This is a genomic window from Aeromonas sp. TW 6 (assembly GCF_013168745.1).
Lineage (GTDB): Bacteria > Pseudomonadota > Gammaproteobacteria > Enterobacterales > Aeromonadaceae > Aeromonas > Aeromonas caviae.
Map to the genome: position 1 here is coordinate 12,949 of NZ_JABERS010000036.1, position 22,380 is coordinate 35,328.

Annotated in this window: 21 protein-coding genes and 1 pseudogene; 16 read left to right on the top strand and 6 right to left on the bottom strand. The window is 63.8% G+C overall.

Annotated elements, in window-relative coordinates:
* From HKD46_RS16050 to HKD46_RS16060, 3 genes and pseudogenes are all read left to right on the top strand, one after another.
* Positions 1 to 915, top strand: a complete 915-nt coding sequence (locus HKD46_RS16050; RefSeq protein WP_161469732.1) for a LysR family transcriptional regulator — start codon at positions 1 to 3, stop codon at positions 913 to 915.
* A gap of 307 nt (positions 916 to 1,222) precedes the next feature.
* Positions 1,223 to 2,170, top strand: coding sequence for an IS30-like element ISAeca1 family transposase (locus HKD46_RS16055; RefSeq protein WP_012564931.1), 948 nt, complete (start codon positions 1,223 to 1,225; stop codon positions 2,168 to 2,170).
* A 281-nt stretch (positions 2,171 to 2,451) separates the two neighbouring features.
* A pseudogene (locus tag HKD46_RS16060) lies at positions 2,452 to 3,216 on the top strand (helix-turn-helix domain-containing protein).
* Positions 3,217 to 3,262: 46 nt separating this feature from the next.
* Here the strand turns inward: HKD46_RS16060 and HKD46_RS16065 are convergent.
* Positions 3,263 to 4,048 carry a UTRA domain-containing protein gene (locus HKD46_RS16065; protein ID WP_171865658.1) on the bottom strand — a complete coding sequence of 262 codons (786 nt, stop codon included), beginning with the start codon at positions 4,046 to 4,048 and terminating at the stop codon, positions 3,263 to 3,265.
* Between the two features lie 172 nt (positions 4,049 to 4,220).
* Here HKD46_RS16065 and HKD46_RS16070 point away from each other — a divergent pair, with 172 nt between their 5' ends.
* The 6 genes from HKD46_RS16070 (at position 4,221) to HKD46_RS16095 (ending at position 9,515) form a co-directional block, all read left to right on the top strand.
* Entirely contained in the window at positions 4,221 to 5,267 is a 1,047-nt protein-coding gene (locus HKD46_RS16070) for an ABC transporter substrate-binding protein (RefSeq protein WP_171865671.1), read from the top strand.
* Positions 5,268 to 5,277: 10 nt separating this feature from the next.
* Positions 5,278 to 6,111, top strand: a complete 834-nt coding sequence (locus HKD46_RS16075; protein WP_171865659.1) for an alkaline phosphatase family protein — start codon at positions 5,278 to 5,280, stop codon at positions 6,109 to 6,111.
* Complete coding sequence (locus HKD46_RS16080) at positions 6,111 to 7,007, top strand: ABC transporter permease subunit (protein WP_171865660.1); 897 nt, start codon at positions 6,111 to 6,113, stop codon at positions 7,005 to 7,007. Before HKD46_RS16075 ends, HKD46_RS16080 begins: the two co-directional genes overlap by 1 nt.
* Positions 7,000 to 7,776 carry an ABC transporter permease gene (locus tag HKD46_RS16085; protein ID WP_171865661.1) on the top strand — a complete coding sequence of 259 codons (777 nt, stop codon included), beginning with the start codon at positions 7,000 to 7,002 and terminating at the stop codon, positions 7,774 to 7,776. Before HKD46_RS16080 ends, HKD46_RS16085 begins: the two co-directional genes overlap by 8 nt.
* Before the next feature lie 6 nt (positions 7,777 to 7,782).
* Positions 7,783 to 8,790, top strand: a complete 1,008-nt coding sequence (locus tag HKD46_RS16090) for an ABC transporter ATP-binding protein (protein WP_171865662.1) — start codon at positions 7,783 to 7,785, stop codon at positions 8,788 to 8,790.
* A 65-nt stretch (positions 8,791 to 8,855) separates the two neighbouring features.
* Entirely contained in the window at positions 8,856 to 9,515 is a 660-nt protein-coding gene (locus HKD46_RS16095) for an HAD family phosphatase (RefSeq protein ID WP_041214057.1), read from the top strand.
* A gap of 23 nt (positions 9,516 to 9,538) precedes the next feature.
* Here HKD46_RS16095 and HKD46_RS16100 read toward each other — a convergent pair whose 3' ends face one another.
* Entirely contained in the window at positions 9,539 to 11,143 is a 1,605-nt protein-coding gene (locus HKD46_RS16100) for a sensor domain-containing diguanylate cyclase (protein WP_161646899.1), read from the bottom strand.
* Between the two features lie 110 nt (positions 11,144 to 11,253).
* Here HKD46_RS16100 and HKD46_RS16105 point away from each other — a divergent pair, with 110 nt between their 5' ends.
* Positions 11,254 to 11,694, top strand: a complete 441-nt coding sequence (locus tag HKD46_RS16105) for a DUF2214 family protein (RefSeq protein WP_029314852.1) — start codon at positions 11,254 to 11,256, stop codon at positions 11,692 to 11,694.
* 109 nt (positions 11,695 to 11,803) lie between these two features.
* A complete protein-coding gene (locus HKD46_RS16110) occupies positions 11,804 to 12,703 on the top strand; it encodes a DMT family transporter (RefSeq protein ID WP_042864813.1) in 900 nt (299 codons plus the stop codon).
* 69 nt (positions 12,704 to 12,772) lie between these two features.
* On the opposite strand, the gene HKD46_RS16115 is transcribed toward HKD46_RS16110, so the two are convergent.
* Both HKD46_RS16115 and HKD46_RS16120 read right to left on the bottom strand, forming a co-directional pair.
* A complete protein-coding gene (locus HKD46_RS16115) occupies positions 12,773 to 13,630 on the bottom strand; it encodes a GyrI-like domain-containing protein (protein ID WP_171865663.1) in 858 nt (285 codons plus the stop codon).
* Entirely contained in the window at positions 13,627 to 14,112 is a 486-nt protein-coding gene (locus HKD46_RS16120) for a GNAT family N-acetyltransferase (protein WP_171865664.1), read from the bottom strand. The genes HKD46_RS16115 and HKD46_RS16120 overlap by 4 nt, the downstream gene beginning before the upstream one ends.
* A 159-nt stretch (positions 14,113 to 14,271) precedes the next feature.
* Here HKD46_RS16120 and HKD46_RS16125 point away from each other — a divergent pair, with 159 nt between their 5' ends.
* Positions 14,272 to 15,720, top strand: coding sequence for a catalase (locus HKD46_RS16125; RefSeq protein ID WP_171865665.1), 1,449 nt, complete (start codon positions 14,272 to 14,274; stop codon positions 15,718 to 15,720).
* Between the two features lie 506 nt (positions 15,721 to 16,226).
* Here HKD46_RS16125 and HKD46_RS16130 read toward each other — a convergent pair.
* Entirely contained in the window at positions 16,227 to 16,544 is a 318-nt protein-coding gene (locus tag HKD46_RS16130) for a DUF1496 domain-containing protein (RefSeq protein ID WP_039040821.1), read from the bottom strand.
* A gap of 219 nt (positions 16,545 to 16,763) precedes the next feature.
* Between HKD46_RS16130 and HKD46_RS16135 the strand changes: the two genes are divergently transcribed.
* On the top strand, positions 16,764 to 18,134 hold the full coding sequence (locus tag HKD46_RS16135; protein WP_128296526.1) for a hypothetical protein: 1,371 nt from the start codon (positions 16,764 to 16,766) through the stop codon (positions 18,132 to 18,134).
* 80 nt (positions 18,135 to 18,214) lie between these two features.
* Here the strand turns inward: HKD46_RS16135 and HKD46_RS16140 are convergent, their stop codons facing one another.
* Complete coding sequence (locus HKD46_RS16140; protein WP_010675931.1) at positions 18,215 to 18,592, bottom strand: hypothetical protein; 378 nt, start codon at positions 18,590 to 18,592, stop codon at positions 18,215 to 18,217.
* Between the two features lie 172 nt (positions 18,593 to 18,764).
* On the opposite strand from HKD46_RS16140, the gene HKD46_RS16145 reads away from it, so the two are divergent.
* From HKD46_RS16145 to HKD46_RS16155, 3 genes are all read left to right on the top strand, one after another.
* Complete coding sequence (locus HKD46_RS16145; RefSeq protein WP_128296527.1) at positions 18,765 to 20,141, top strand: phosphatase PAP2 family protein; 1,377 nt, start codon at positions 18,765 to 18,767, stop codon at positions 20,139 to 20,141.
* 9 nt (positions 20,142 to 20,150) lie between these two features.
* Positions 20,151 to 21,236, top strand: coding sequence for an AI-2E family transporter YdiK (gene ydiK / locus HKD46_RS16150; protein WP_164882905.1), 1,086 nt, complete (start codon positions 20,151 to 20,153; stop codon positions 21,234 to 21,236).
* 366 nt (positions 21,237 to 21,602) lie between these two features.
* Complete coding sequence (locus HKD46_RS16155; protein ID WP_171865666.1) at positions 21,603 to 22,307, top strand: SDR family oxidoreductase; 705 nt, start codon at positions 21,603 to 21,605, stop codon at positions 22,305 to 22,307.
* Positions 22,308 to 22,380: the final 73 nt, after the last annotated feature.

The window sequence follows — 22,380 nt, forward strand, 5'->3', positions numbered from 1 at the left end:
ATGGCCAAGGAATCGAACAAGGAGCGGGCGCTGACCCTGGAGGCGATCCGGGTGCTGGACGCCATCGACCGTCGTGGCAGCTTCGCGGCGGCGGCCGACGAGCTGGGCAAGGTGCCTTCGGCGCTGAGCTACACGGTACAAAAGCTGGAAGACGAGCTGGACGCCATGCTGTTCGACCGCAGCGGCCACAGGACCAAGTTCACCCCGGCGGGCCGCATGCTGCTGGAGCGGGGCCGGGTGCTGCTGGAGGCGGCCGAACACCTGGTGGGGGAGACCCGGGCCCTCTCCCGTGGCTGGGAGACCGACATCACCATCGCCGTCGATGCCTTGATGCCGGTACAGGCTCTCTACCCCCTGGTGGATCGGCTGGCCGAACAGACCGATACCCGGCTGAGGTTTCGCGCCGAGGTGCTGGCGGGCAGTTGGGAGTGCCTGGAGGATGGCCGCGCCGACCTGCTCATCTCCTCTCTCAATGCCGATATCGCCATGACCGGCATCAAGTACCAGGTGCTCAGGGAGGAGGTGATGCTCTACGTCGCCCACCCCGATCACCCCCTGCATCAGAAACCCGAGCCCCTGGCGGACGAGACCCTGCGCCGCTATCGCGCCATCGCGGTAGCCGACACGGCACTGCGCAAGCCGGTGCTCACCTACCGCCTGCTCGACAAGCAGCCGCGCCTGACCGTCAGCACCATGGGGGAGAAGCGGGACGCCCTGCTGGCGGGGCTCGGCATCGGCACCATGCCGCAACGCTGGATTGAAGAGGACATCAAGGCGGGCAGACTCAAGGTGATCAGTCCCGAATATCGCCACCAGATCCAGGTCGTGCTGGCCTGGCGGCGAGACACCATGGGCAAGGCCAAGAGCTGGCTGGTGCGGGAGATCCCCAAGCTGTTTGCCGGTCAGGGGGAATAAAGGACTGCCTTCCGGGGTCGGTGGCGCAGGAAGTACCAAAACTGCGCCCCATTCTTGACGACGGGCTCAGATTCGGAGAAAAGAAAAAAAGCGGACCTCTTGCGAGTTCCGCTCAATGCCAGGAAAGAATAAAACCTTGCGGTTAAAAAAACCCTTAAATTGGAAGCAAACAATCGTTTTCTCAACCAGGAAGGTATTGAATCGTGAATTCAGATAATAAGTGCAATGCCCATGGTGCATAGGAGAGAGGCGGTCAACTACCAGTTAGGGTACGCTTCTTCTCGCCAAAGAAACAAAGCGATACACCATGAAATACCAGCAGTTGACCGAGGGGCTACGATACCAGATTGCCTGCCTCCGTGACCATGGCCTGTCACAGGCCCGCATTGCCAAACAGCTCGGGGTTCATCCATCGACTATCAGTCGTGAGCTTCGTCGTAATTGTGCTGGGCAGGCCTATCAGCCGCAGCAGGCTCACCAACTTGCCACGGCACGACGGCTGACGAGTCAGAAGCGTACTGTCCCGTCTGATACCATCGACTTTGTTTGCATGGCGCTGGTCGCGGACTGGAGTCCCGAGCAAATCAGTGGCGTTGGAGACATGATTAACTGCCCGGTTAGCCACGAGTGGATATACCGCTATGTGGCACGCGACAAGGCCAACGGTGGCACGCTATACCGGCATCTGCGTCAGGGTCACAAACGCTATCGCAAGGGTAAGAACAGCAAACGCAGTGTCATTCCCAATCCGGTATCGATTGATGAACGCCCTGCGATAGTCAATGAGCGGAGCCGTGTGGGAGATTGGGAAGTCGATACCGTGTTGGGTAAGCAAGGCAGCGGTGCAATAGTGAGTCTGTTGGAGCGTAAGAGCCGGCTCTACCTGGTTCAATACGTTCCCAGCAAAACAGCCAGCGCGGTGGCGGACACCATTATCAGCATGCTGAAACCCTACCAGGCACATGTCCATACCATCACAGCTGACAATGGTAGCGAGTTTGTCGAACATGAACGTGTTGCAGCAGAGCTGGAAGCGCAGGTGTACTTTGCGCATCCATACAGTGCATGGGAACGGGGACAGAATGAGAATAGCAATGGTCTGCTGCGGCAATATGTGCCCAAAGGCAGTGATTTGAGTGTGGTGACAGCAGAGGCACTGTCAGCCGTCGAAAAGCGGCTGAACTTCAGGCCGCGCAAATGCTTGGGATTTAAACAGCCACAGGTGGTTTTTGACGAACTTCTGAAAGCAGCCTGATTTTTAATCGGGAATTGCACTTCGAAGTTGAATTCGCGATCCGATTCGTGTTGAATTATGTGCGATGTAATATGCATCACCAGCAAAATGTTGAAAGGTTGAAGGATATGCACCACCGAGTGTCATTTTCTGCCACCTTGCACCACAACTGGTCAGGCCATTTCCGCCATTATCACCGGGTTACCCTCCTCTGGTTTTTCTAGGTGTCAAAATTTGAGCCCGATACAGACAAACCACTCAATTTCTGACACGACTAAAAATGCAGATAAAGGAATAGTTGCATGACCTACAGCCAGACACTGGCCAATCACATCCTCGACACCCTGAAAAAAACCCTGACTGACAAGGGGATCCGCTATCAGACCCTGGCAGAAGCCATGGGGGTTTCCATCGCCACCGTGAAGCGCATGATGAACAAGCCCTCCCTGCCGTTCGACACCCTGCTGGAGATCTGCCATCTGGTGGGACTCTCCTTCGAAGAGCTGCTGGACCGGACCCAGGATGCCCAGAGCCGCCGGGCCGTCTTCACCCAGGAGCAGGATGAGGCGTTTCACAAGGAGCCGGGGCTCTATGCCTTCCTCGCCAACATCTTCTGGCGCGACAAGACCCTCATCGATCTCAAGCGGGAGTACGGCCTGACCGATGCCTCCTGCTACCTCTATCTGCGCAAGCTGGAGAAGCTCGGCATCCTGCAGCTTGGCATCGACAACAGCTACCACTTCCTCATCAGCGAGCGCATCAGCTTCGAGCAGCACAGCCGCTTCGCCCGCCAGTAGGCGCGCCAGGCCATGTTGGTGCTGGGGGACTATCTGGTGGAGAACATGCACAGGCCCAACAACTACATGGCGCTGTGCCAGCTCCATCTGGGGGAGAGCGAGGCCATGGCGCTGATCGATCGCATGAAGGAGTACTGGCATCAGGAGCTCAAGCTCAACCGCCCCGCCATCGGCCAGCGGGAGGGCAGCAAGACCTACACCATGTCGCTGCAACTGGCGGACTGCGGCTACCAGAGCTTCGACGATCTGATCCCCAACATCGACAACTGATCCCGGTGGATCCTGCGGGATCCGCCATGTCAGTGCTAGAACGCCGCTACTCTGCCAGTTGCACCTGCCGCGCGCCGGTGGCGAGCGGTTGCAGTGCCCGGGTATCCAGGCAGATGCGGATGGCGTCCGGTCGCCAGTGCTCGATGTCGCAATCCACCAGCGTCCCCTCCTCGTCATGATTGACCCGCACCAAGCGCAGCACGGCACTCCCCTGGGCCAGGTTGAGGGCGCGGGCTATCTCTCCCCGGGCCGCCGAGGGGGTGATCTCGAGGCTCGCCCAGCCCTGGCCTATGCCATAGCGCTGCCGGTAAAGCTCGGTGAGGGAGCTGGCCAGGGGAGCGCTGGCGATGCCGGGGAAGCGGCTCGCCAGCAGGTGATGGCTGACGTGGAGCACGGGGCGACCGTCGATCAGCCGCTGGCGGCGAATTTCATACAGCGGCGTAAAGGGTTCCAGACCCATCCAGCGGCACAACTCGCTGCTGGCCAGCTGGTTGCCATGGGCCAGCACCCGGGTCTCGGCGGTGCGCTGCTGCTCGCCAATCCACTGGTGAAAGTGGGTGTGGATGGCGGGATCGTAGGTGAGGCGAGGCGGCGCCACGAACCAGCCGCGCCGCTCGGCCCGGTAGATGAGGCCGTCCGCCTCGAGGCTGGAGAGCGCCTCCTTGATGGTGATGCGGGTGGTGGCGAATCGCTCGCTCAGCGCCCGTTCGGCGGGCAGCTGCTGCCCCGCCGCCAGGTGTCCGCTGCCGATATAGCGGCGCAGGGTCCGGCAAATCTGTTCGCACTTGGAGGGTATGCGGCTGTCGATCACGGTCAGGTTCCTGTCGCTCATGGCTGGCATAGACCAGCGGCTGTCACCCGGAGTTGTACCCCCGCGGGATGACAGCCCGGTGACAGGTCGACATGTCATCAAATTGCCATCAAAGCGCCCCGTCACCGTCATATTCCCCCTCTAGCATCCCTCTCGAACCTTAACTGACCTAGTCCAGAGGGATGGGATGATGATGAAAAGCGTGATCGCAAGTGCACTGGCCCTGGCGGCCATCAGTCAGCCGCTCTATGCAGCCGAGAATATCGCGGACCTGGAAAAAGCCGCCCGCGGCGAAGGCCAGCTCCACAGCGTCGGCATGCCCGACAGCTGGGCCAACTGGAAGGACACCTGGCAGCAGCTCGGCAGCATCTACGGCATCAAGCATCAGGATACCGACATGAGCTCCGCCCAGGAGATCGCCAAGTTCGCCGCCGAGAAGGCCAACGCCACCGCCGACATCGGCGACGTGGGCGGCGCCTTCGGCCCGGTGGCGGTCAAGCAGGGTGTCACCCAGCCCTACAAACCCTCCACCTGGGCCGACATTCCCAACTGGGCCAAGGATGCGGACGGCCACTGGATGCTGGCCTATACCGGCACCATCGCCTTCCTGATCAACAAGGATCTGGTCAAGGCCGCCCCCACCAGCTGGCAATCCCTGCTGGGTGGCGACTACAAGGTGACCCTGGGTGACGTGGGCGTCGCCTCCCAGGCCAACAACGGCGTGCTGGCGGCGGCCTATGCCACCGGCGGCAGCGAGAAGAATCTGAAACCCGCCCTGGATCTGTTCGGAAAGCTGGCCAAGCAGGGCCGTCTGTCGCTGAACGACCCGACCATCGCCAACATCGAGAAGGGCGAAGTGGAAGTGGGGGTGCTGTGGGACTTCAACGCCCTCAACTACCGCGACCAGATCGACCCCAAGAAGTTTGATGTGGTGATCCCGAGCGACGGCTCCGTCATCGCCGGCTACACCACCATCATCAACAAGTGGGCCAAGAACCCCAACGCCGCCAAGCTGGCGCGGGAATACATCCTCTCCGATGCTGGTCAAATCAACCTGGCCCGTGGCTACGCCCGCCCCATTCGCAGCAACGTGACCCTGCCGGATGACGTCAAGGCCAAGCTGCTGCCGGCCGAGCAGTACGCCAATGCCAAGCCGGTGCAGGATCATGCCGCCTGGGAGCAGAGCTCCAAGGCCCTGCCGCGCCAGTGGCAGGAAACCGTCATGATCAACATGCAGTAAGGAGTGGCCAGTGCAACACAAGGTGATAGTGGTACTTGTGGATGGCCTGGCAGCAGAGGTAGCCCATTGCATGGGCTACCTCTGTGGCATGGTGGAGGCAGAGCGCGGCCTGCATACGACCCTGAGTGCCGCCCTGCCCTCCCTCTCCCGCCCTCTCTACGAGTGCATCCTGACCGGCGTGCCGCCGGTGGCGAGCGGCATCACCCACAACGGGGTGAATCGCCTGAGCCAACACGACTCCATCTTCCATCTGGCCCGGGCCGCGGGCAAACGCACCGCAGCGGCGGCCTACCACTGGGTGAGCGAGCTCTACAACCAGAGCCCCTGGCTGGCGGCCCGCGATCGCTTCACTCACGATGAGCAACTGCCCATCCAGCACGGCTGCTTCTACTGGGATGACGCCTACCCCGACAGCCATCTGCTGATGGACGGCGAGTGGCTGCGCAGCCAGTACGATCCCGATTTTCTGCTGATCCACCCCATGGGGGTGGACGATGCGGGCCACCAGTTCGGCCTCGATTCCCGCCAGTACCGCAATCAGGCTCGCCGCATGGACAGCCTCTTGGCCGACCTGCTGCCCCAGTGGTTGGCAGAGGGGTATCAGGTGGTGATCACCTCGGATCACGGCATGAACAACGATCTCAGCCATGGCGGCACCCTGGCCGAGGAGCGCACCGTGCCACTCTGGCTGTTTGGCGACGCCTTCGTCGAACGCTGGCCGGATGGGGTAGTGATCGCCCAGACCCAGCTCTGCGCCCTGATGGCGGATCTGCTGGGGGTTCCCCACGACAAGCCGGCAGCCCCCCCGCTGCTCAAGGCGGCCTTTATACGCGAGGTGCACTGATGATGCCTGCCACCACCGAGATCCTCGCGGATCAACAGGTGAAGCCACGCCGGGAGCGCCGCCACTGGCTGCCGGTCCTGGTGCTGCTGCCCTTTGTCCTCTTGATGATCCTGTTCCAGCTCGCCCCCATGGCGTGGGTGCTGGTGGGCAGCGTCCAGACCCCCGATGGCTGGGGTCTCGACCACTACCGGGAGATTTTGAGCTCCCCCTTCTATCTGCAATCCTTCGGCAACTCGTTGCGCATTGCCGGCATCGCCAGCCTGGCGGGGCTCGCCATCGGCACCCTCGGGGCGGCGGCGCTGCGCCACAGCGGCGAGCGGGTCAAGCGGGTGCTGCTGGCCTTCGTCACCATGACGGGCAACTTCAGCGGCGTGCCGCTGGCGTTCGCCTTCATCATCGTGCTCGGCATCAATGGTGCAGTGACCCTGCTGCTCAAATCCTGGGGCCTCATCGACGGCTTCAACCTCTATTCGGGCAGCGGCCTTATCCTGATTTACACCTACTTCCAGATCCCCCTCGCCCTGCTGCTGCTCTACCCGGCATTCGACGCCTTGCAGGATGAGTGGCCCCAGGCCGCCGCCCTGCTCGGCGCCAGCAAGGGCCAGTATGTGTGGCACGTGGCGCTGCCGGTGCTGACGCCCGCCTTGCTCGGCACCCTGATCATCCTGTTTGCCAACGCGGTGGGGGCCTATGCCTCCGCCTATGCCCTCACCACCGGCAACTTCAACCTGGTGACCATCCGGGTGGCCAGTCTGGTCTCCGGCGACATCTTCCTCGAGCCGAATCTCGCGGCGGCGCTGGCGGTGATCCTGATGGTGCTGCTGGGGGTGGTGACGGCCGCCAACCAGTGGTTGCTGAAAAAGAGCTATGTGAACAAGGGGCAATCCCATGCATGATTTGACGCCGCGCTGGCCCAGATGGGTGCTGGGGGCGCTGGTCGCCACCCTGTTGCTCCCGCTGCTGGCTACCTTTCTCTACTCCATCTCCACCCGCTGGGGGGCGACCCTGCTGCCGGACGGCTTCACCCTCGACTGGTATCTCAAGCTGTGGGGCGACCCGCGCTTTCTGGCGGCCTTTGGCCGCAGCCTCCTGGTCTGTTTCGCCACCCTGCTGCTTGGGACCCTGGTGCTGGTGCCCACCGTGCTGGTGGTGGCCTACTACTTCCCCAAGCTGGATCCCTGGATGAACCTCTTGATCCTGCTCCCCTTCGCGGTGCCGCCAGTGGTCTCGTCGGTGGGATTGCTGCAGATCTACGCCGACGGCGTTTTGCCCATTATCGGCACGCCGTGGATCCTGATCGGCACCTGGTTCACCGTGGTGCTCCCCTTTATGTACCGGGCGCTGGCCAACAGCCTGCAAGGGGTGCCGCTCCAGGATCTGATGGATGCCGCCCATCTGCTGGGGGCGAGCAGTGCCCGCGCCTTCCTGCTGGTGGTGATCCCCTGCCTGCGCAAGGGGCTGCTGGCGGCGCTGTTTCTCTCCCTCTCCTTCCTGCTCGGGGAGTTCGTGTTTGCCAACATGCTGGTGGGCACCCGTTACGAGACCCTGCAGGTCTACCTCTACAACATGCGTGCCACCTCGGGCCACTTCACCAGCGCACTGGTGATGAGCTACTTCCTGCTGACCCTGCTGCTCACCTGGGCAGCCAACAGATTTCATCGGTGAATCAACATGTTCCATCTAGAAGTGAATCAACTGCACAAATCCTACGGCGACACCAAGGTGTTCGAGGGGATTGAATTCGGCATCCGCAAGGGGGAGCTGGTGACCCTGCTCGGCCCCTCCGGCTGCGGCAAATCCACCCTGCTGCGGGCCCTGGCCGGGCTCACCCCGGTGGATGGCGGTCAGGTGCGGGTGGCCGGTGAGGACATTACCTGGCAGGAACCCCAGAAGCGGGGCATCGGCATGGTGTTCCAGAGCTATGCGCTGTTTCCCAACATGACGGTGTGGGACAACGTCGCCTTCGGCCTCAAGATGAAGCCCCAGCCGGGGCGGGATCTCGCCGCCAGCGTGCAGGAGGCGCTGGCGCTGGTGGAGCTGACCGGCTTCGAGCGCCGCTATCCAAGCGAACTCTCCGGCGGCCAGCGCCAGCGGGTAGCGCTGGCTCGGGCGCTGGTGGTGCAGCCGCGGATCCTGCTGCTGGATGAGCCGCTCTCGGCGCTGGATGCCCGCATCCGCCGCAGCCTGCGCCAGCAGATCCGCGCGATCCAGCAGCGCCTCGAGCTCACCACCATCTTCGTGACCCACGATCAGGAGGAGGCACTGACCCTGTCGGACAGGATCTTCCTGATGAACAAGGGCTCCATCGTCCAGAGCGGCACGCCGGAGCAGATCTATACCCGTCCCGCCAGTGAGTTCGTGGCGGGCTTTATCGGCAACTACAACCTGCTGGATGGCGAGCAGGCCAAATCCCTGTTCGGCCCGCGCTTTCGCGGCAAGCTGGCGCTGCGGCCGGAGTCCATCACCCTGCTGCCCGCCGGGGCGGTCAGCCACGAGCCCAGCCTGCCCGGCATCGTTCGCCAGCAGCAGCTGCTCGGCAACGTCATCCGCTATCAGGTGGAGTGCGAGGCGGGGCTGTTGACGGTGGATTGCCTCAACCGCCGTGCCGGCGATCTGCTGCCGGTGGGCAGCGCCGTGACCCTGGTGGTGGCCCGGGATCAACTCTGTGAGGTAGCATAACGCCATGAATCCCATTCATTTTTCAGCCAGTACCCCGATGCTGGCAGCCAACCCGAGGAGCAGCCATGGCCCTGGCACTGTTTGATCTGGACGAGACCCTGATAGCGGGGGATTCCGCCAGCCTCTGGCTGGAGTACATGGTGGCCCAGGAGCTGGCCCCGGCGGGCATGGTGGCCGAGGAGCAGGCCATGATGTCCCTCTACCATCAGGGCAAGATGGACATGCACCAGTACATGGCCTTCACCCTGCAACCGCTGGCAGGCAGGACGCGCCAGTGGCTCGACTCCCTCTGCACACGCTTTGCCGAACAGGTGCTGCGGGAGCGCCTCTACCCCGAGGGGCTGGCCCGCATCGAGTGGCACCGCCAGCGTGGCGACGAGCTGGTGCTCATCTCCGCCTCCGGCGAGCATCTGGTGGCCCCCATGGCGCAGATGCTGGGGATGGATCACTGCGTGGCCATCCTGCTCGACGAGGAAGCCGGCATGCTGACCGGCCAGACCCGCGGCACCCTGAGCTTTCGCGAAGGCAAGGTGGCCCGCATCAACCAGCTCTTTGCCGGAAAGGAACACCTCTGGCAGGGGAGCTTCGGCTACAGCGACTCCCACAACGATCTGCCCATGCTGCGGGCGGTGAGCCATCCCCATGCGGTCAATCCGGCCCCCGCCCTGCGCCAGTGCGCCGAGGAGCTGGGCTGGCCCCTCTGGACCTGGCAGTTGCACCCTTGATCCGCGCAATGAAGAAGAGGCCCTCAGGCCTCTTCTTTGCTCAACATGCCATCCCCTGAGGGCGAGTCGTCCCGGGGAGCCAGGGGATCCACCATGTAGATGCGATTCTTGCCGTCACCCTTGGCGCGATAGACCTCGGCATCGACCATGGTCAGCAGGCTCCTGGCCCCAAGCCCGGGGGCACTCGCCACCAGGCCGCCGCTGAAGGTGATCCCAAGACCGGGTTCACGCCAGTGCAGGGAGGCCACCCCAATCCTGTACTGCTCCAGCAGCATCTGGCAGAAGTGGATATCGGGATTGGCAAACAGCACCACCAGCTCTTCCCCGCCATAGCGGCATACCCAGCCATGATCCCCCAGCAGCTTGGCGCCAAAGCTGGCCACCCGCTTGAGCACCACGTCCCCGGTCTGGTGACCATAGGTGTCATTGATCCGCTTGAAACCGTCCAGATCGATCATGGCCAGGCAGAAGCTGTCCTGATCGAGCAGCAGCCGATTCAACCGCTCGTCGAAGAAGCGCCGGTTGTAAAGGCCGGTCAGCTTGTCGAGGTTCGCCTGCTGGCGCACCTCGTGATAATCCTTGCTCACCTCCGCCAGCTCGGCATAGACGTGCCTGAGCTCGCGCATCCCTCCCTGGTGCACCTCGTCAGGCTGGGTCCGGCTGGCCCGGATCACGGTGGAGATCTCGTCCAGCATCCGCCTGAAATAACGGGACCAGATCAGTGCCAGCACCATGTAGAGCACGCTGGCCAGCACGATGATCCCGAGCACGTTGAGGGATGCGCTCGCCACCACCGCCTGGATGCTGGAGGCGGGCAACACGCTGATCAGCACCCAGTTGTGGTCCGGCAGGCGGCTGTAGGCCACGAACTGGCGAGACGCCTGATCCAGGAAGATGCCGTCCTCCCCGCTGAAGCGGGAGAGCCAGGTCGGGTGCGTCATGGGCTTGAGCAGTTGTGAGGGATCGGGGTGGGCCAGCACCTTGCCCGACTGGTTGACGATCATCTGGTAGCCGCTGTTCCACTGCCGGTTCAGCTGGGCGGAGAAGGGGGCCAGGATGGCATCCACCGCGAAGACCCCCCGCACCTTGCCCTCCTTGTCGGTGATGGCCCGCGCCAGGGCAATCACCAGCGTGCCGTTGGTGTAGTCGTAGTAGGGTTCGGTCCAGACCATCTTGCCCACATGCTGGCTGGCCAGCTGATACCAGGGGCGCACCCTGGGGTCGAAGTCCGCATCCGCCTGCCATTCGGGGTAGATCAGCATCTGGCGCTCGGCGGTGCCCACATAGATGTAGATGAGATCCGCCATCACCCCCTTGTAGAGACGCCACTCCCTGAGATAGGAGTCGGTGTTGCGCAGACGGGGGCCGCTGATGTCCTCCACCTTGACCTGGTCGTAGATGAGGGAGAACTGACGCTCCATCTCGTTCAGGTAGGGTTCGATGAAGACGTGGCGCAACTGGTGATTGGTGGCGAGCAGGCGCTGTTGCAGCTCTCGCTGCAGGCTGCGCTCCATGTGCAGGTAGTAGATGGCGCCCAGCATCAGGACGGGAATGAAGAGCAGAAGCAGGCCCAGGCGCATCCGTGCCACCAGGGACCAGGTCTTTTTGGAGACTGCTCGCTTATCCAACCCTGACTCCATGCTATCCCCTGACATCGTGTAGTGTCAGAATATCAGCCCCACCTGATGGCGTCCAAAGGGAAGCGCATCGGGTGGCCAACGAGAAGGAACTGGCCTGGATGTTGAAACCGGAACTGCTGACTGCCCTCCATTACTGCGCCGTGATCACCCTGACCGGTGCCATCACCTCGGAGTATTTCCTGTTCCGGCGCGGCATGTCCATCGAGCAGGTGCGCAAGCTGCTGCTGGCTGACAGCCTGGCCGCCCTGGCCCTGCTGCTCATCTTCATCACGGGCGTGCTGCTGGTGGTCGCCCATCCCCAGCCACCGGCCATCCTGTTTGCCAATCCGGGTTACCGCACCAAGCTGCTGATGTTCTTCGCCATGGCCATCAGCTTTGGCTACCCCAGCCGGCTGTTCCACCACTGGCGCCGATCCTTGCGCCAGGGACGGGCTCCCCTTGTCTCCACCCAGCAGCAGTTCTGGGTGATCTGGATCCTGAGGGGCAACCTGCTGCTGCTCGCCCTGCTGCCCCTGCTCGCCAAGCTGGCCAGCCGCTGATCCTGCCCTCGCCCGGCAACAAATGGCTGACGACAAACGCCCCTTCTCGCAGGTATCGTAATGGCGGGGCCCGAGTGCCGCCGAGACTCTTTCTCAGGGATGATTCCGTATGCGTTCAAACATGATGTTATTGATGGCCGCCGCCATCTGGGGGCTGGGCTTCGTCGCCCAGCGCCTGGGGATGGATCACATGGGGCCCTTCACCTTCAACGGCCTGCGCTTCCTGCTGGGCGCCCTCTCCCTGCTGCCGCTCTTGTGGTGGCTCAAGTCACGCCAGCCGCCCCAGCCTGCCGGTGATCACCGCCTGCTGCTGACCGGGGGCCTCATCGCCGGCACCGTGCTCTTCTCCGCCGCCTCCCTGCAACAGGTGGGGCTGCTCTACACCACGGCCGCCAAGGCGGGCTTCATCACTGGCCTCTACATCATTCTGGTCCCCGTCATCGGCCTGGCCCTGCGCCACAAGACCGGGGCCAACACCTGGGTAGGCGCCCTCATCGCCATGGCCGGGCTCTACTACCTCAGCGTCACCGAGGAGTTCACCATCGGCTACGGCGATCTGCTGCAAGTGATCGGGGCCCTGTTCTGGGCCGTGCACCTGCTGGTGCTGGATCACTACTCGAACCGGGTCGCCCCCATTCGTCTTGCCGGGGTGCAGTTCGTGGTGTGCGGCCTGCTCAGCCTGGCCACGGCCTTCGTCATCGAGACCCCGACGGCGAGTGGTGCCGTGGCGGGCTGGCAGGCGCTGCTCTACGCCGGTCTGGTCTCGGTCGGCATCGGCTATACCCTGCAGGTGGTGGGGCAGCGCGGTGCCCATCCGGCCCATGCCGCCATCATCCTCAGCCTGGAGACGGTGTTCGCCGCCATTGGCGGTGTCCTGCTGCTGGGGGAACATCTGGACGAACGGGCCGTGGTCGGCTGTGCCCTGATGCTGGCGGGGATGCTCATCTCCCAGATCCGCCTGCGCTGGTGGTGGAAGTCCCGCCGCAACAAGGTGCCCAGCCAGCCCTGATATCTGCGGTGGTCATTGACCCCAAATAAAACGAGGCGCCCTTGGGCGCCTCGTTTTATTGCCGCCTGCCTAGCGCACGCTGGAGCAGAAGCTCACGTCATCCCGCAGCGGGTCATTGCTCACGCTGTGATAGAGCTCGAAGCAGGGGCCGTCCCCAAAGGCGAGCCCGGCCGCGACGATATCGCCGATGTGCTCCTGCCAGCGCTCCCCGTACTGGCTGCGATCCGTGATGAGATAGCGGGACTGGGCGTAGCGCCCGGCGGGGATGAGCTGGGTCTCCACCTCCCCCGCCCCCAGGGTACCCACCGGCACGCTGATACCGATATCGGTGCGGCACTGGGCCGGCGGCGTCACCTCGGGGTTGTCGTGGTAGATGAAGATCCACTCTCCCCCTTCCAGGCCACGGGGCGCGGCCCACTGGTGAAGGCGATGGCAGACGGCGTCATACCCTTCGCCATAGGGGCCGGTCACGCGGACATAGGCCAGGGTGCGGGCGTCCATCTCGACGGTGTTCATGGTGTTGCTCCTTGCTGATGAGTGGCCTTCAGCATAAGGGAGTGCCCCTTGCCATGCGTGTCCTTCCTTGCGATCCAGGTGTCCATTCTTGCCCTTGTCGCGGCGAAACGCCCCCGGGGTGCAACCATAGTGACGGCGAAACGCCTTGGCGAAAGCCTGGGAGCTGCCAAGCCCCGCCCCCAGAGCGATGGCGGTAACGCTGGCATCGGTGTAGCAGAGCTGCCAGGCCGCCCGCTGCATCCGCAGGCGGCGGCACATCTCGCCGGGGGCCTCCCCCACCACGGCGGTGAATACCCGGTGGAAGTGGTAGAGGGAGAGGCAGGCGCGACTCGCCAGCGCCTCGATGGAGAGATCCGGATCCTGCTCCAGTGCCCGCAGCACCGGCGTCAGGCGCTCGCGATAGTCGATCATCGGCGCACCCTGGCCATATAGAACACATCCACATAGCGCCCCTGCCGGAAGGCATAGTCGCGGGCCCGCCCCTCTTCCACAAAGCCGAACTTGCGATAAAGCGCCAACGCAGCTTCGTTATCGACGAAAACCGTCAGTTCAATCCGATGCAGGTTGAGCCAGTTATCGGCCAGATCCAGTGCCGCAGCCATCAGTGCGGAGCCAACCCCCTTGCCAGCCCAGTCATCACGCACCCCCATGCCAATACCTGCCACATGTTTGCGTCTGGGATTGGGCTCCACATGCAATGCTATCTGGCCCACCAGCCCCCCATCTACCTCCGCCACCAAGGCGACCACATCACTGTTCTCCAACCGCTTCTGCCACTGGCTAAGGGGAGGCGTGGGCAGGTGCAGAGTGCCCGCCTGAGCATTAGGCAGGGCGTAGAGATCCCGCAAGGCGGGGGCATCGGTGGGTTCGGCATGACGGATAGTAATCTGCATATGAGGCTCCTTCTCGAAACCCCCATCATGCAATATCCGGCGCCATTACACATCCCCCCGCACCCATTCGTCTTACCTATCAAAGGGCTAGGAAAGGCCCATTGGCCCGTCACTGTGCAGATCCGTAGGCTGACCCCCTATCAACAAGGAGAGACATCCATGACCGACAAGACCCTGCGCAGCGCCAACGGCGCCCCCGTCGTCGACAACAACAACAGCCTCACCGCCGGCCCCCGCGGCCCCGTCCTGATGCAAGACATCTGGTTGATGGAGAAACTCGCCCACTTCGACCGCGAGCGCATTCCCGAGCGGGTGGTGCACGCCAAGGGCTCGGGCGCCTACGGCACCTTCACCGTGACCCACGACATCAGCGCCTTCAGCAAGGCCGACCTGTTCAACGCCGTCGGCAAGCAGACCCCGGTGTTCCTGCGCTTCTCCACCGTGGCAGGTGAGAAGGGCGCCGCCGACGCCGAGCGGGACGTGCGCGGCTTCGCCCTCAAGTTCTACACCGAGCAGGGCAACTGGGATCTGGTGGGCAACAACACCCCGGTGTTCTTCATTCGCGATCCCCTGAAATTCCCCGACTTCATCCACACCCAGAAGCGGGATCCCCGCACCAACCTGCGCAGCGCCACCGCGGCCTGGGACTTCTGGTCACGCCACCCGGAATCCCTGCATCAGGTCACCATCCTCTTCAGCGATCGCGGCATTCCCAGGAGCCTGCGGGAGATGAACGGCTACGGCAGCCACACCTTCAGCTTCATCAACGACGCGAACGAGCGCTTCTGGGTCAAGTTCCACTTCAAGACCGAGCAGGGCCACCGCTTCTACACCGATGAAGAGGCGGCCACCGCCGTCGGTCAGGACAGAGAGACCAGCCAGGCAGATCTGTTCAACGCCATCGAGCGGGGGGACTTCCCGCGCTGGAAGGTCTATGTGCAGGTGATGCCAGAGGCCGAGGCCCAGACCTACTCGATCCACCCGTTCGACCTCACCAAGGTGTGGCCCCACAAGGACTACCCGCTCATCCCGGTGGGCCTGCTGGAACTCAACCAGAACCCGGACAACTACTTCGCCCACGTGGAGCAGGCCGCCTTCACCCCGGCCAACGTGGTGCCCGGCATCGGCTTCTCGCCGGATCGCATGTTGCAGGGGCGGCTCTTCTCCTACGGTGACACCCAGCGCTATCGCCTCGGCGTCAACCACGGCCTGCTGCCGGTCAACGCCCCGCGCTGCCCGTTCCACCACGGAGCCCACCGCGACGGCGCCATGCGGGCGGACAGCAACGGTGGCGCCAGCCCCAACTACCAACCGAACCGCTTCGGCACCCAGCAGCCGAGCGAGCAGCACGAATCGGCCCTGAGCCTGGAAGGGGCTGCCCTGCACTACGATTTTCGTGACCATGACAGCGACTACTACAGCCAGCCGGGGGACCTCTTCCGCCTGATGGACGAGGGACAGCGTGCCCGCCTAGCCGCCAACCTGGCCCGCTCCCTCATCAATGTGGAGGATGACGCCATCGTCGCGGCCCAGCTCAGGCACTTCGAGCAGGCCGACCCCGAGTACGCCAAGCGGGTCGAGCTGGCCCTGGCCGCCCTGCAACGCTGAGTCGCAGGCAGCCAACCTCTGCAAAAGCAAAACGGGGGCCTGATGGCCCCCGTTCTCGCATGACGGTCTTGATGAATGAAAAACGCAGCCCAGGGCTCCGTTTTTCCATGCCGTATCCATCCCGGACGCAGCGCCCTCGCGCTCTTCCCGCTCCTTTGCCAACAAGGGTTTGTACCGCCAGCTCACGACGGCAACGACGTTGTGCACTGGCAGAGCGGCACCATTGTCCACCTCTGGTAATAAACCTGCCTGCGGTAATGCACGTTTAGTCACCAATAAAAACGGAGCCCGAGGCTCCGTTTTTCAATGCAGTATCAATCCCGGACGGAACGCGCTTCGCGCTCTTCCCGCTCCCTTGCCAACAAGCGTTTGTACCACCAGCTACTGCGACGACGTTGTGCATTGGAAGAGCGACGAGCCATTGCTTAGATCCCAGTCAAGAGAAGAAAGAGCCGCATTATGCGATAGAGATCACGCCCGTGTCTGTAGCTGGATCAAGAAAAGGCTCACTGGCCCACCCGGATCGTCCGCTGGTTGCCCTCCGGTTCACCACTCTGTGACGGCGTCGTCACCTCTCGCCAGATCAGGGGACCATTGGTCTCCATCGCCTGTTGCGGCGCGCACTCCAGCCAGAGCTCCCCCTGCTGGATACGGGCCCCCTGGGAGTATTTCTGATCCTGATACCAGCACACCCGCTCGGGCAGCGAACCAAGGGGCAGCACCAGCTCGGTGCCCACCGAGTGGCTGAGGGTGTTGGACGCCGGGGCGGCCAACGCGGGGAAGAGCCAGCCAAGGGCCAGCAGACAACCTGCACAACGGATCATGGGAATTCCTGTCACGGGGGAGTGAAAGTGTAGAGCGACCAGCAGAGCCCTCGACTTGACCAATAAATGTCGGCTCATCTGGCATTCCGGAAGCAATATGATAGCCTGCCTGCGCCCGCAAAGGCCTGTCAGGGCTCTGCCGTGGGCCCCCACCGGCATCGCCGGGATGCGGTAATGAATAACCCTTAATAATCAGATAATTAACTGGATATGTTGTCAATGCGTATCATGCCGTTGCTCAAGGCTGCCTGCCTGAGCCTGATGTTGTCCGCCTGTGTCGCCCCCCTGCTGATGATGAGCCCCACCAGCCAGCTGATGTGGGCCCTGCTCAAGCCGCTGGTCGGTTTCGATCCGAACGAGGCCAACCTGTTCGAGCAACCGCTGATCAAGGACAGAATGACCGCCATGCTGGGGCCCAACTACGAGAGCACCATGCAACTGCTCAAGACCGCCGACGAGCTGCAACAGGAGGGACCGCTCTTTTACGTGGTCTCCCGCTACGCCCCGGTGCCGGATGTGGCCAAGCAGGCCGGCATGGTCTGGAACGCCGACACCAACCAGCTCGCCGTCATGGTGCAAAAAGGTGACGGGGCGACCCAGGTCTTCGGGGAAAACCTGACGGCCGCCACCCCGACCTGGCCCAGCGCCATGCAGGGCTGGCAGTCCCAGGCCACCCCGGCCGCCACGGCCCTGACCGGTGCCGGTCAGGGGCTCACGGGCGCTGGCAGTTCTCTGCTGGGCACCATGATGGGGGGCCTGCAACAGAGCGCCAGCAAGGCCCTGTCCGACTCCACCAAACAGGTGATCGGCAGTGCCGCCACCACGGCGCAGCAACAAGCCGCCAAGGCAGTGAGCGACAGTGCCAAGCAGGCTGCCAGCAGTGCCGCGACCATCAGTGCCGCCACCACGGCGCAGCAGCAAGCCACCAAGGCGGTGAGCGACAGCGCCAAACAGGCCGCCAGCAGCGCAGCGACCATCAGTGCCGCCACCACGGCGCAGCAGCAAGCCGCCAAGGCGGTGAGCGACAGCGCCAAGCAAGCTGCCAGCAGTGCCGCAACCACGGCGCAGCAGCAAGCGACCAAGGCAGTGAGCGACAGCGCCAAGCAGGCCGCCAGCAGCGCAGCGACCATCAGTGCCGCAACCACAACGCAGCAGCACGCGACCAAGGCGGTGAGCGACAACGCCAAGCAGGCCGTCAGCAGCGCAGCGACCATCAGTGCCGCAACCACGGCGCAGCAGCAAGCGACCAAGGCGGTGAGCGACAGCGCCAAGCAAGCTGCCAGCAGTGCCGCAACCACAGCGCAGCAACAAGCCACCAAGGCGGTGAGCGACACCACCAAGCAGGCCGCCAGCAGCGCCGCAACCATCCGTGCCGCAACCACAGCGCAGCAACAAGCCGCCAAGGCGGTGAGCGACAGCGCCAAGCAGGCCGCCAGCAGCGCCGAAACCATCAGTGCCGCGACCAGTGCACAGCAGCAAGCGGCCAAGGCGGTGCAGCAACAGGGCGAGAAGCGGGAAGCGACCTCCGGCACCCTGAGCGATCAGGCCAGGGCGGATGCCGAAGCGGAGCTGGAAAAACTGCTTAACTGACTTATTTAAGCGTCATGCCACCATGAAAACAGGCCATCACATGATGGCCTGTTGTTTATCTGACCTGTGGCAGGGGAAGATCAGAAATGGCGGTCCTGCTCGGTGGGCTTGGCACCCTTCTCTTCGCTGTGCTCGATGGCGGTGCGGATAAGGTCGACGCCGGCCCGGATGATCAGCACCCCCATGTTGACCAGCTTGACGCAGACCCACATGAAGGTGATGAGCAGGATCAGCTTGAGCACCGTCTGGAAGGCCTCCAGGAAGTTCTGCTCCAGCTGGGCGGTGAGCCCGTTGGCGCTGCTCATCAGCCAGGTGTACACCTCGCGCACGAAGGGGATCCGGCTCGGCATCTCCAGCACGTCCAGCGCCGCAGGCAGGGCCTGGAAGATGACGATGCTGCCAAACAGTATCAGGATGACGCCGATGGCAATCCCCAGAAAGAAACCGAACTGTCGCATGAAGAGCCCCACAATGTAGTGAATGAGAAGAACAATAGCCGCCAATACTAGGGACTGCCCGCGCAGACGGCAATCCTTGCGTCCCCGACAGGGTCGGTGCCCCCTGCAAGCCATTGCCCGGCCGTCTGATTTCTGTGACCCTTGTCCCCACTCCTTGCCCCTGGGTGTCATCATGTTTCGAGTCGTCTTCTGCCTGCTGCTGTTGCTGGGCGGTGCCCTGCCCGCCTCCCGCGCCGAATCCCCTCCCTCTGCGGCCGCCTGCGTGATCCGCCACCAGCAAGGGATCCTGCTGGTGCAGGACAGGCTCTCCTCGCGCTACAGCCTGAGCGGCGGTTACATCGACAGGGGGGAGACCCCGGAGCAGGCGGCCCTGCGCGAGCTGTTCGAGGAGACCGGCCTGCAGGGTCGCGTCACCGGCGAGCTGGGGCGCTGGCAACGGGCCAGGGTGTTCGCCTGCCAGACCCTGGAGCCCCTGCGGGTCCAGCGGGGGACGGGGTTTGTCTCCCTGCTCCAGGCCCCGGATCTCGGTGGCGAGATCCTGAACGCCAGGCTGATCGCGGCCGCCGACCTGCCCCCTGACCAGCGTCGCTTCCCGGCGCAGCTCGACTGGATAGCCCCGGGGCTGGCCGAGGTGCCAGAGAGCCAGGTGCTGTGGGTGACGGATTTCAGCGACGCGGCCAGTGCGCTGCACCGCGCCGAGTTGCCGCTGATCCAGCGCCTGCAACAATGGCTCGGGGCGGATGCGCTCTGGCCAAGGGCGGGCAATCTGCTGGGCTCGGCCCCCTTCCAGCTGGCGCTGCTGCCCTTGCTGCTGCCCCTGCTCGGCTGGTCCAGGCTGCGCCACCTGCTGTTTGCCATGGTGCTGCTCACCCTGGTGGTGAACCTGCTCAAGGCGGGCATCGGCTGGCCCAGGCCCTTCCACCTGCAACCCGAGCTGGCCCGCCAGAGTGCCCAGGGCTTCGGCATGCCGAGCGGCCACGCCGCCTCGACCCTGCTCTACTGGGGCCTGCTGCTTGGCTGGCTGCCGGCGCTGCGGGCCTGGCAGGGGGCCCTGCTGGCCCTGTTGCTGGCCGGCGTGGCCGGGCTGGCCCGGGTCTGGCTGGGGGTCCACTTCCTCTCGGATGTGGTGGCCGGCCTTGCTCTGGGGACCCTGCTGCTGGCACTGCGCGCCCCGCTGGCGAAGCTGGCGGCACGCCCGTTCCCCTGGGCCGGGCTGCTCATCGCCAGCGCCCTCTCGGCCTGGCTCACCCAGTCCACCGCCCTGGCCGGGCTTGCCATGTTCACCCTGGGGCTGGTATCGGGTAATCTGCTATCACTCGAACGGAGCCCCACCCCCGCCCTGCCCGCCGCGCTGCTGACCCTGGCAGGGGGACTGGTCGTGGCAGGGCTCCTGTTCCTGGTGCCCGCGCTCACCAGCAGCTCTCTGCTGATCCTCGCGGGACAAGGGTGGCTCTTTGGCTGCCTGGGGTTCTGGCTCAGCGCCGGGCTCTGGTGGTCGTTGTCCGCTATCCGTCACGGTGCCCGAACCGGGCGCTCAACCCCTCGTTAAGGGAATGCCATGAATATGAAAAAAGTGGATTTGGCCAAGATCACCCTGGGTTTGCTGTTCCTCAGCCTGCTCATCATCTCGTGCTTCATGGTCTTGCGCCCCTTCCTGCCCGCCCTGGTGTGGTCGACCATGATCACCATCGCCACCTGGCCCCTGATGCAGATGGCCCAGCGCCTGCTGTGGGGCAAACGCACCCTGGCGGCGTTGCTGATGACCAGCATCTTGCTGCTCATCTTCGTCATTCCCCTCTTCATGACGCTGGCCAACGTGGCGGAGAAGGCCCCCATGCTCATCGAGCTGGGCACCGAGCTCAGCCAATCCCCGCCCCCCGAGCTGCTCTGGTTGCAGCAAGTACCCCTGGTGGGCGACAAGCTCTACGACTTCTGGCAGCAGATCCTCGCGAGCGGCGGCCAGGTGCTGTTCACCAAGCTGGCTCCCTACTTCGGCCAGACCGCCCGCTGGCTGGCGGCCCAGGCGGGCAACCTCGGCCTGCTGTTCGTCCACTTCCTGCTGACCGTGGCCATCTGCGGCCTGCTCTACCACTCGGGAGAGAAGGCGGCAGAAGGCATTCGCCGCTTCGCCCACCGTCTGGCGGGCCAGCGCGGTGACAATGCGGTGGTGCTCGCCTCCCAGGCCATCCGTGCCGTCGCCATGGGGGTGGTGGTGACCGCCCTGGTGCAGTCCTCGGTGGCGGGCCTGGGCCTGCTCATCGCCGGCATTCCCTATGTCATGGTGCTGGTGGTGCTGATGTTCCTGCTGATCGTCGCCCAGATAGGCCCCTTCCCGGTGCTGCTGGCCAGCGTCGGCTACCTCTACTGGAGCGGGGACACCACCTGGGGCACCTTCCTGCTGGTCTGGTCCCTGCTGGCGGGCACCATGGACAACTTCCTGCGCCCCTTCCTCATCAAGCGCGGGGCCGACCTGCCGCTGATCCTCATTCTGGTGGGGGTCATCGGCGGCCTGCTGGCGCTGGGGATCATCGGTCTCTTCATCGGCCCCGTGGTGTTGGCGGTGGGCTACACCCTGCTGGATGCCTGGATCAAGGAAGATGACCAACCGGCAACCGCTCTGGTGGAGCCGCCCAAGGCGCCGTGACGATTCATTCATCCCCGATGCAAAGAGCCGCCCCAGGGCGGCTCTTTTGTTTATTACCGTCCCATGTTGGTTCGATTAGCGAAGCGTAATCGGACGATCGAGATGCCGCTGTCCGGTGTGTCCATGAATCAGCGGCATCTGTCTGCAGGGAAATATGGATGGCTGTTATAGCGGGAGAATTGATTTACGCGAACGTCCGATTACCCCTTATGGCTAATCGAACTTAAAGCTGGTCGCGGCGTTTAGAACCAAAGTTCGAACCGGAACGCCAAAACACGAACCAGGGTTCGAATCACTCCTTCCCCTCCCCTGTTCCCTGCCGAAGGCGCCCGCCACAATGCCTGCACCATTGGAGGAGAAGACAAGATGAACGAACTGAGAGCAACACGGGCCCTCATCAGCGGCGGCGCCAGCGGCATCGGACTGGCCATCGCCGAGGCCCTGGCCAGCCAGGGGGTGGAGCTGATCCTGGCTTCCCGCCGCCGGGGGCTGCTGGAGCAGGAAGCGGCCAGACTGGAGGCGCGATACGGGGTGCGAGTCATGGCACTGGCGCTGGATGTGTGCGACGGCGATCAGGTGCGGGACGGCCATGCCCGGATCCGGGAGCGGCTCGGCCCCATCGATCTGCTGATCAACAACAGCGGGGTCGGCAGCGACCACCTGGTGCAGGACCTGCCGGAATCGGAGTGGGACAGGGTGATGGATACCTGTGCCAAGGGCACCTTCCTGCTGACCCGGGCCTGCCTGCCGGACATGCTGGCAAACCGCCACGGCACCGTCATCAACATCGCCTCCCAGGCCGCCAGGCACGGCTATGCCAGGGCCAGCGTCTACTGCGCCGCCAAGTTTGCGGTGCTGGGGTTTGCCCGGGCACTGCGGGAAGAGGTGCAGCACCAGGGCGTCCGGGTCCACACCCTCTGTCCCGGGCTGGTGCAGGTGCCGCCCCCGGCTTGCGCCGCTGATCGCAAGCCCGGCTGGCTGCAGGTGGAGGATCTGGCCGAGGCCGTGCTCTATACCCTGCGCCAACCCCCTCACGTCCAGCTCGACGAGATCGGCATGACGGGGATCTGAGCGAGGCACCATGGAACGCCAGCAAGAACAAGGGGCGCCGAGGCGCCCCTTGTTCTGCGTCACACCGCCAGAG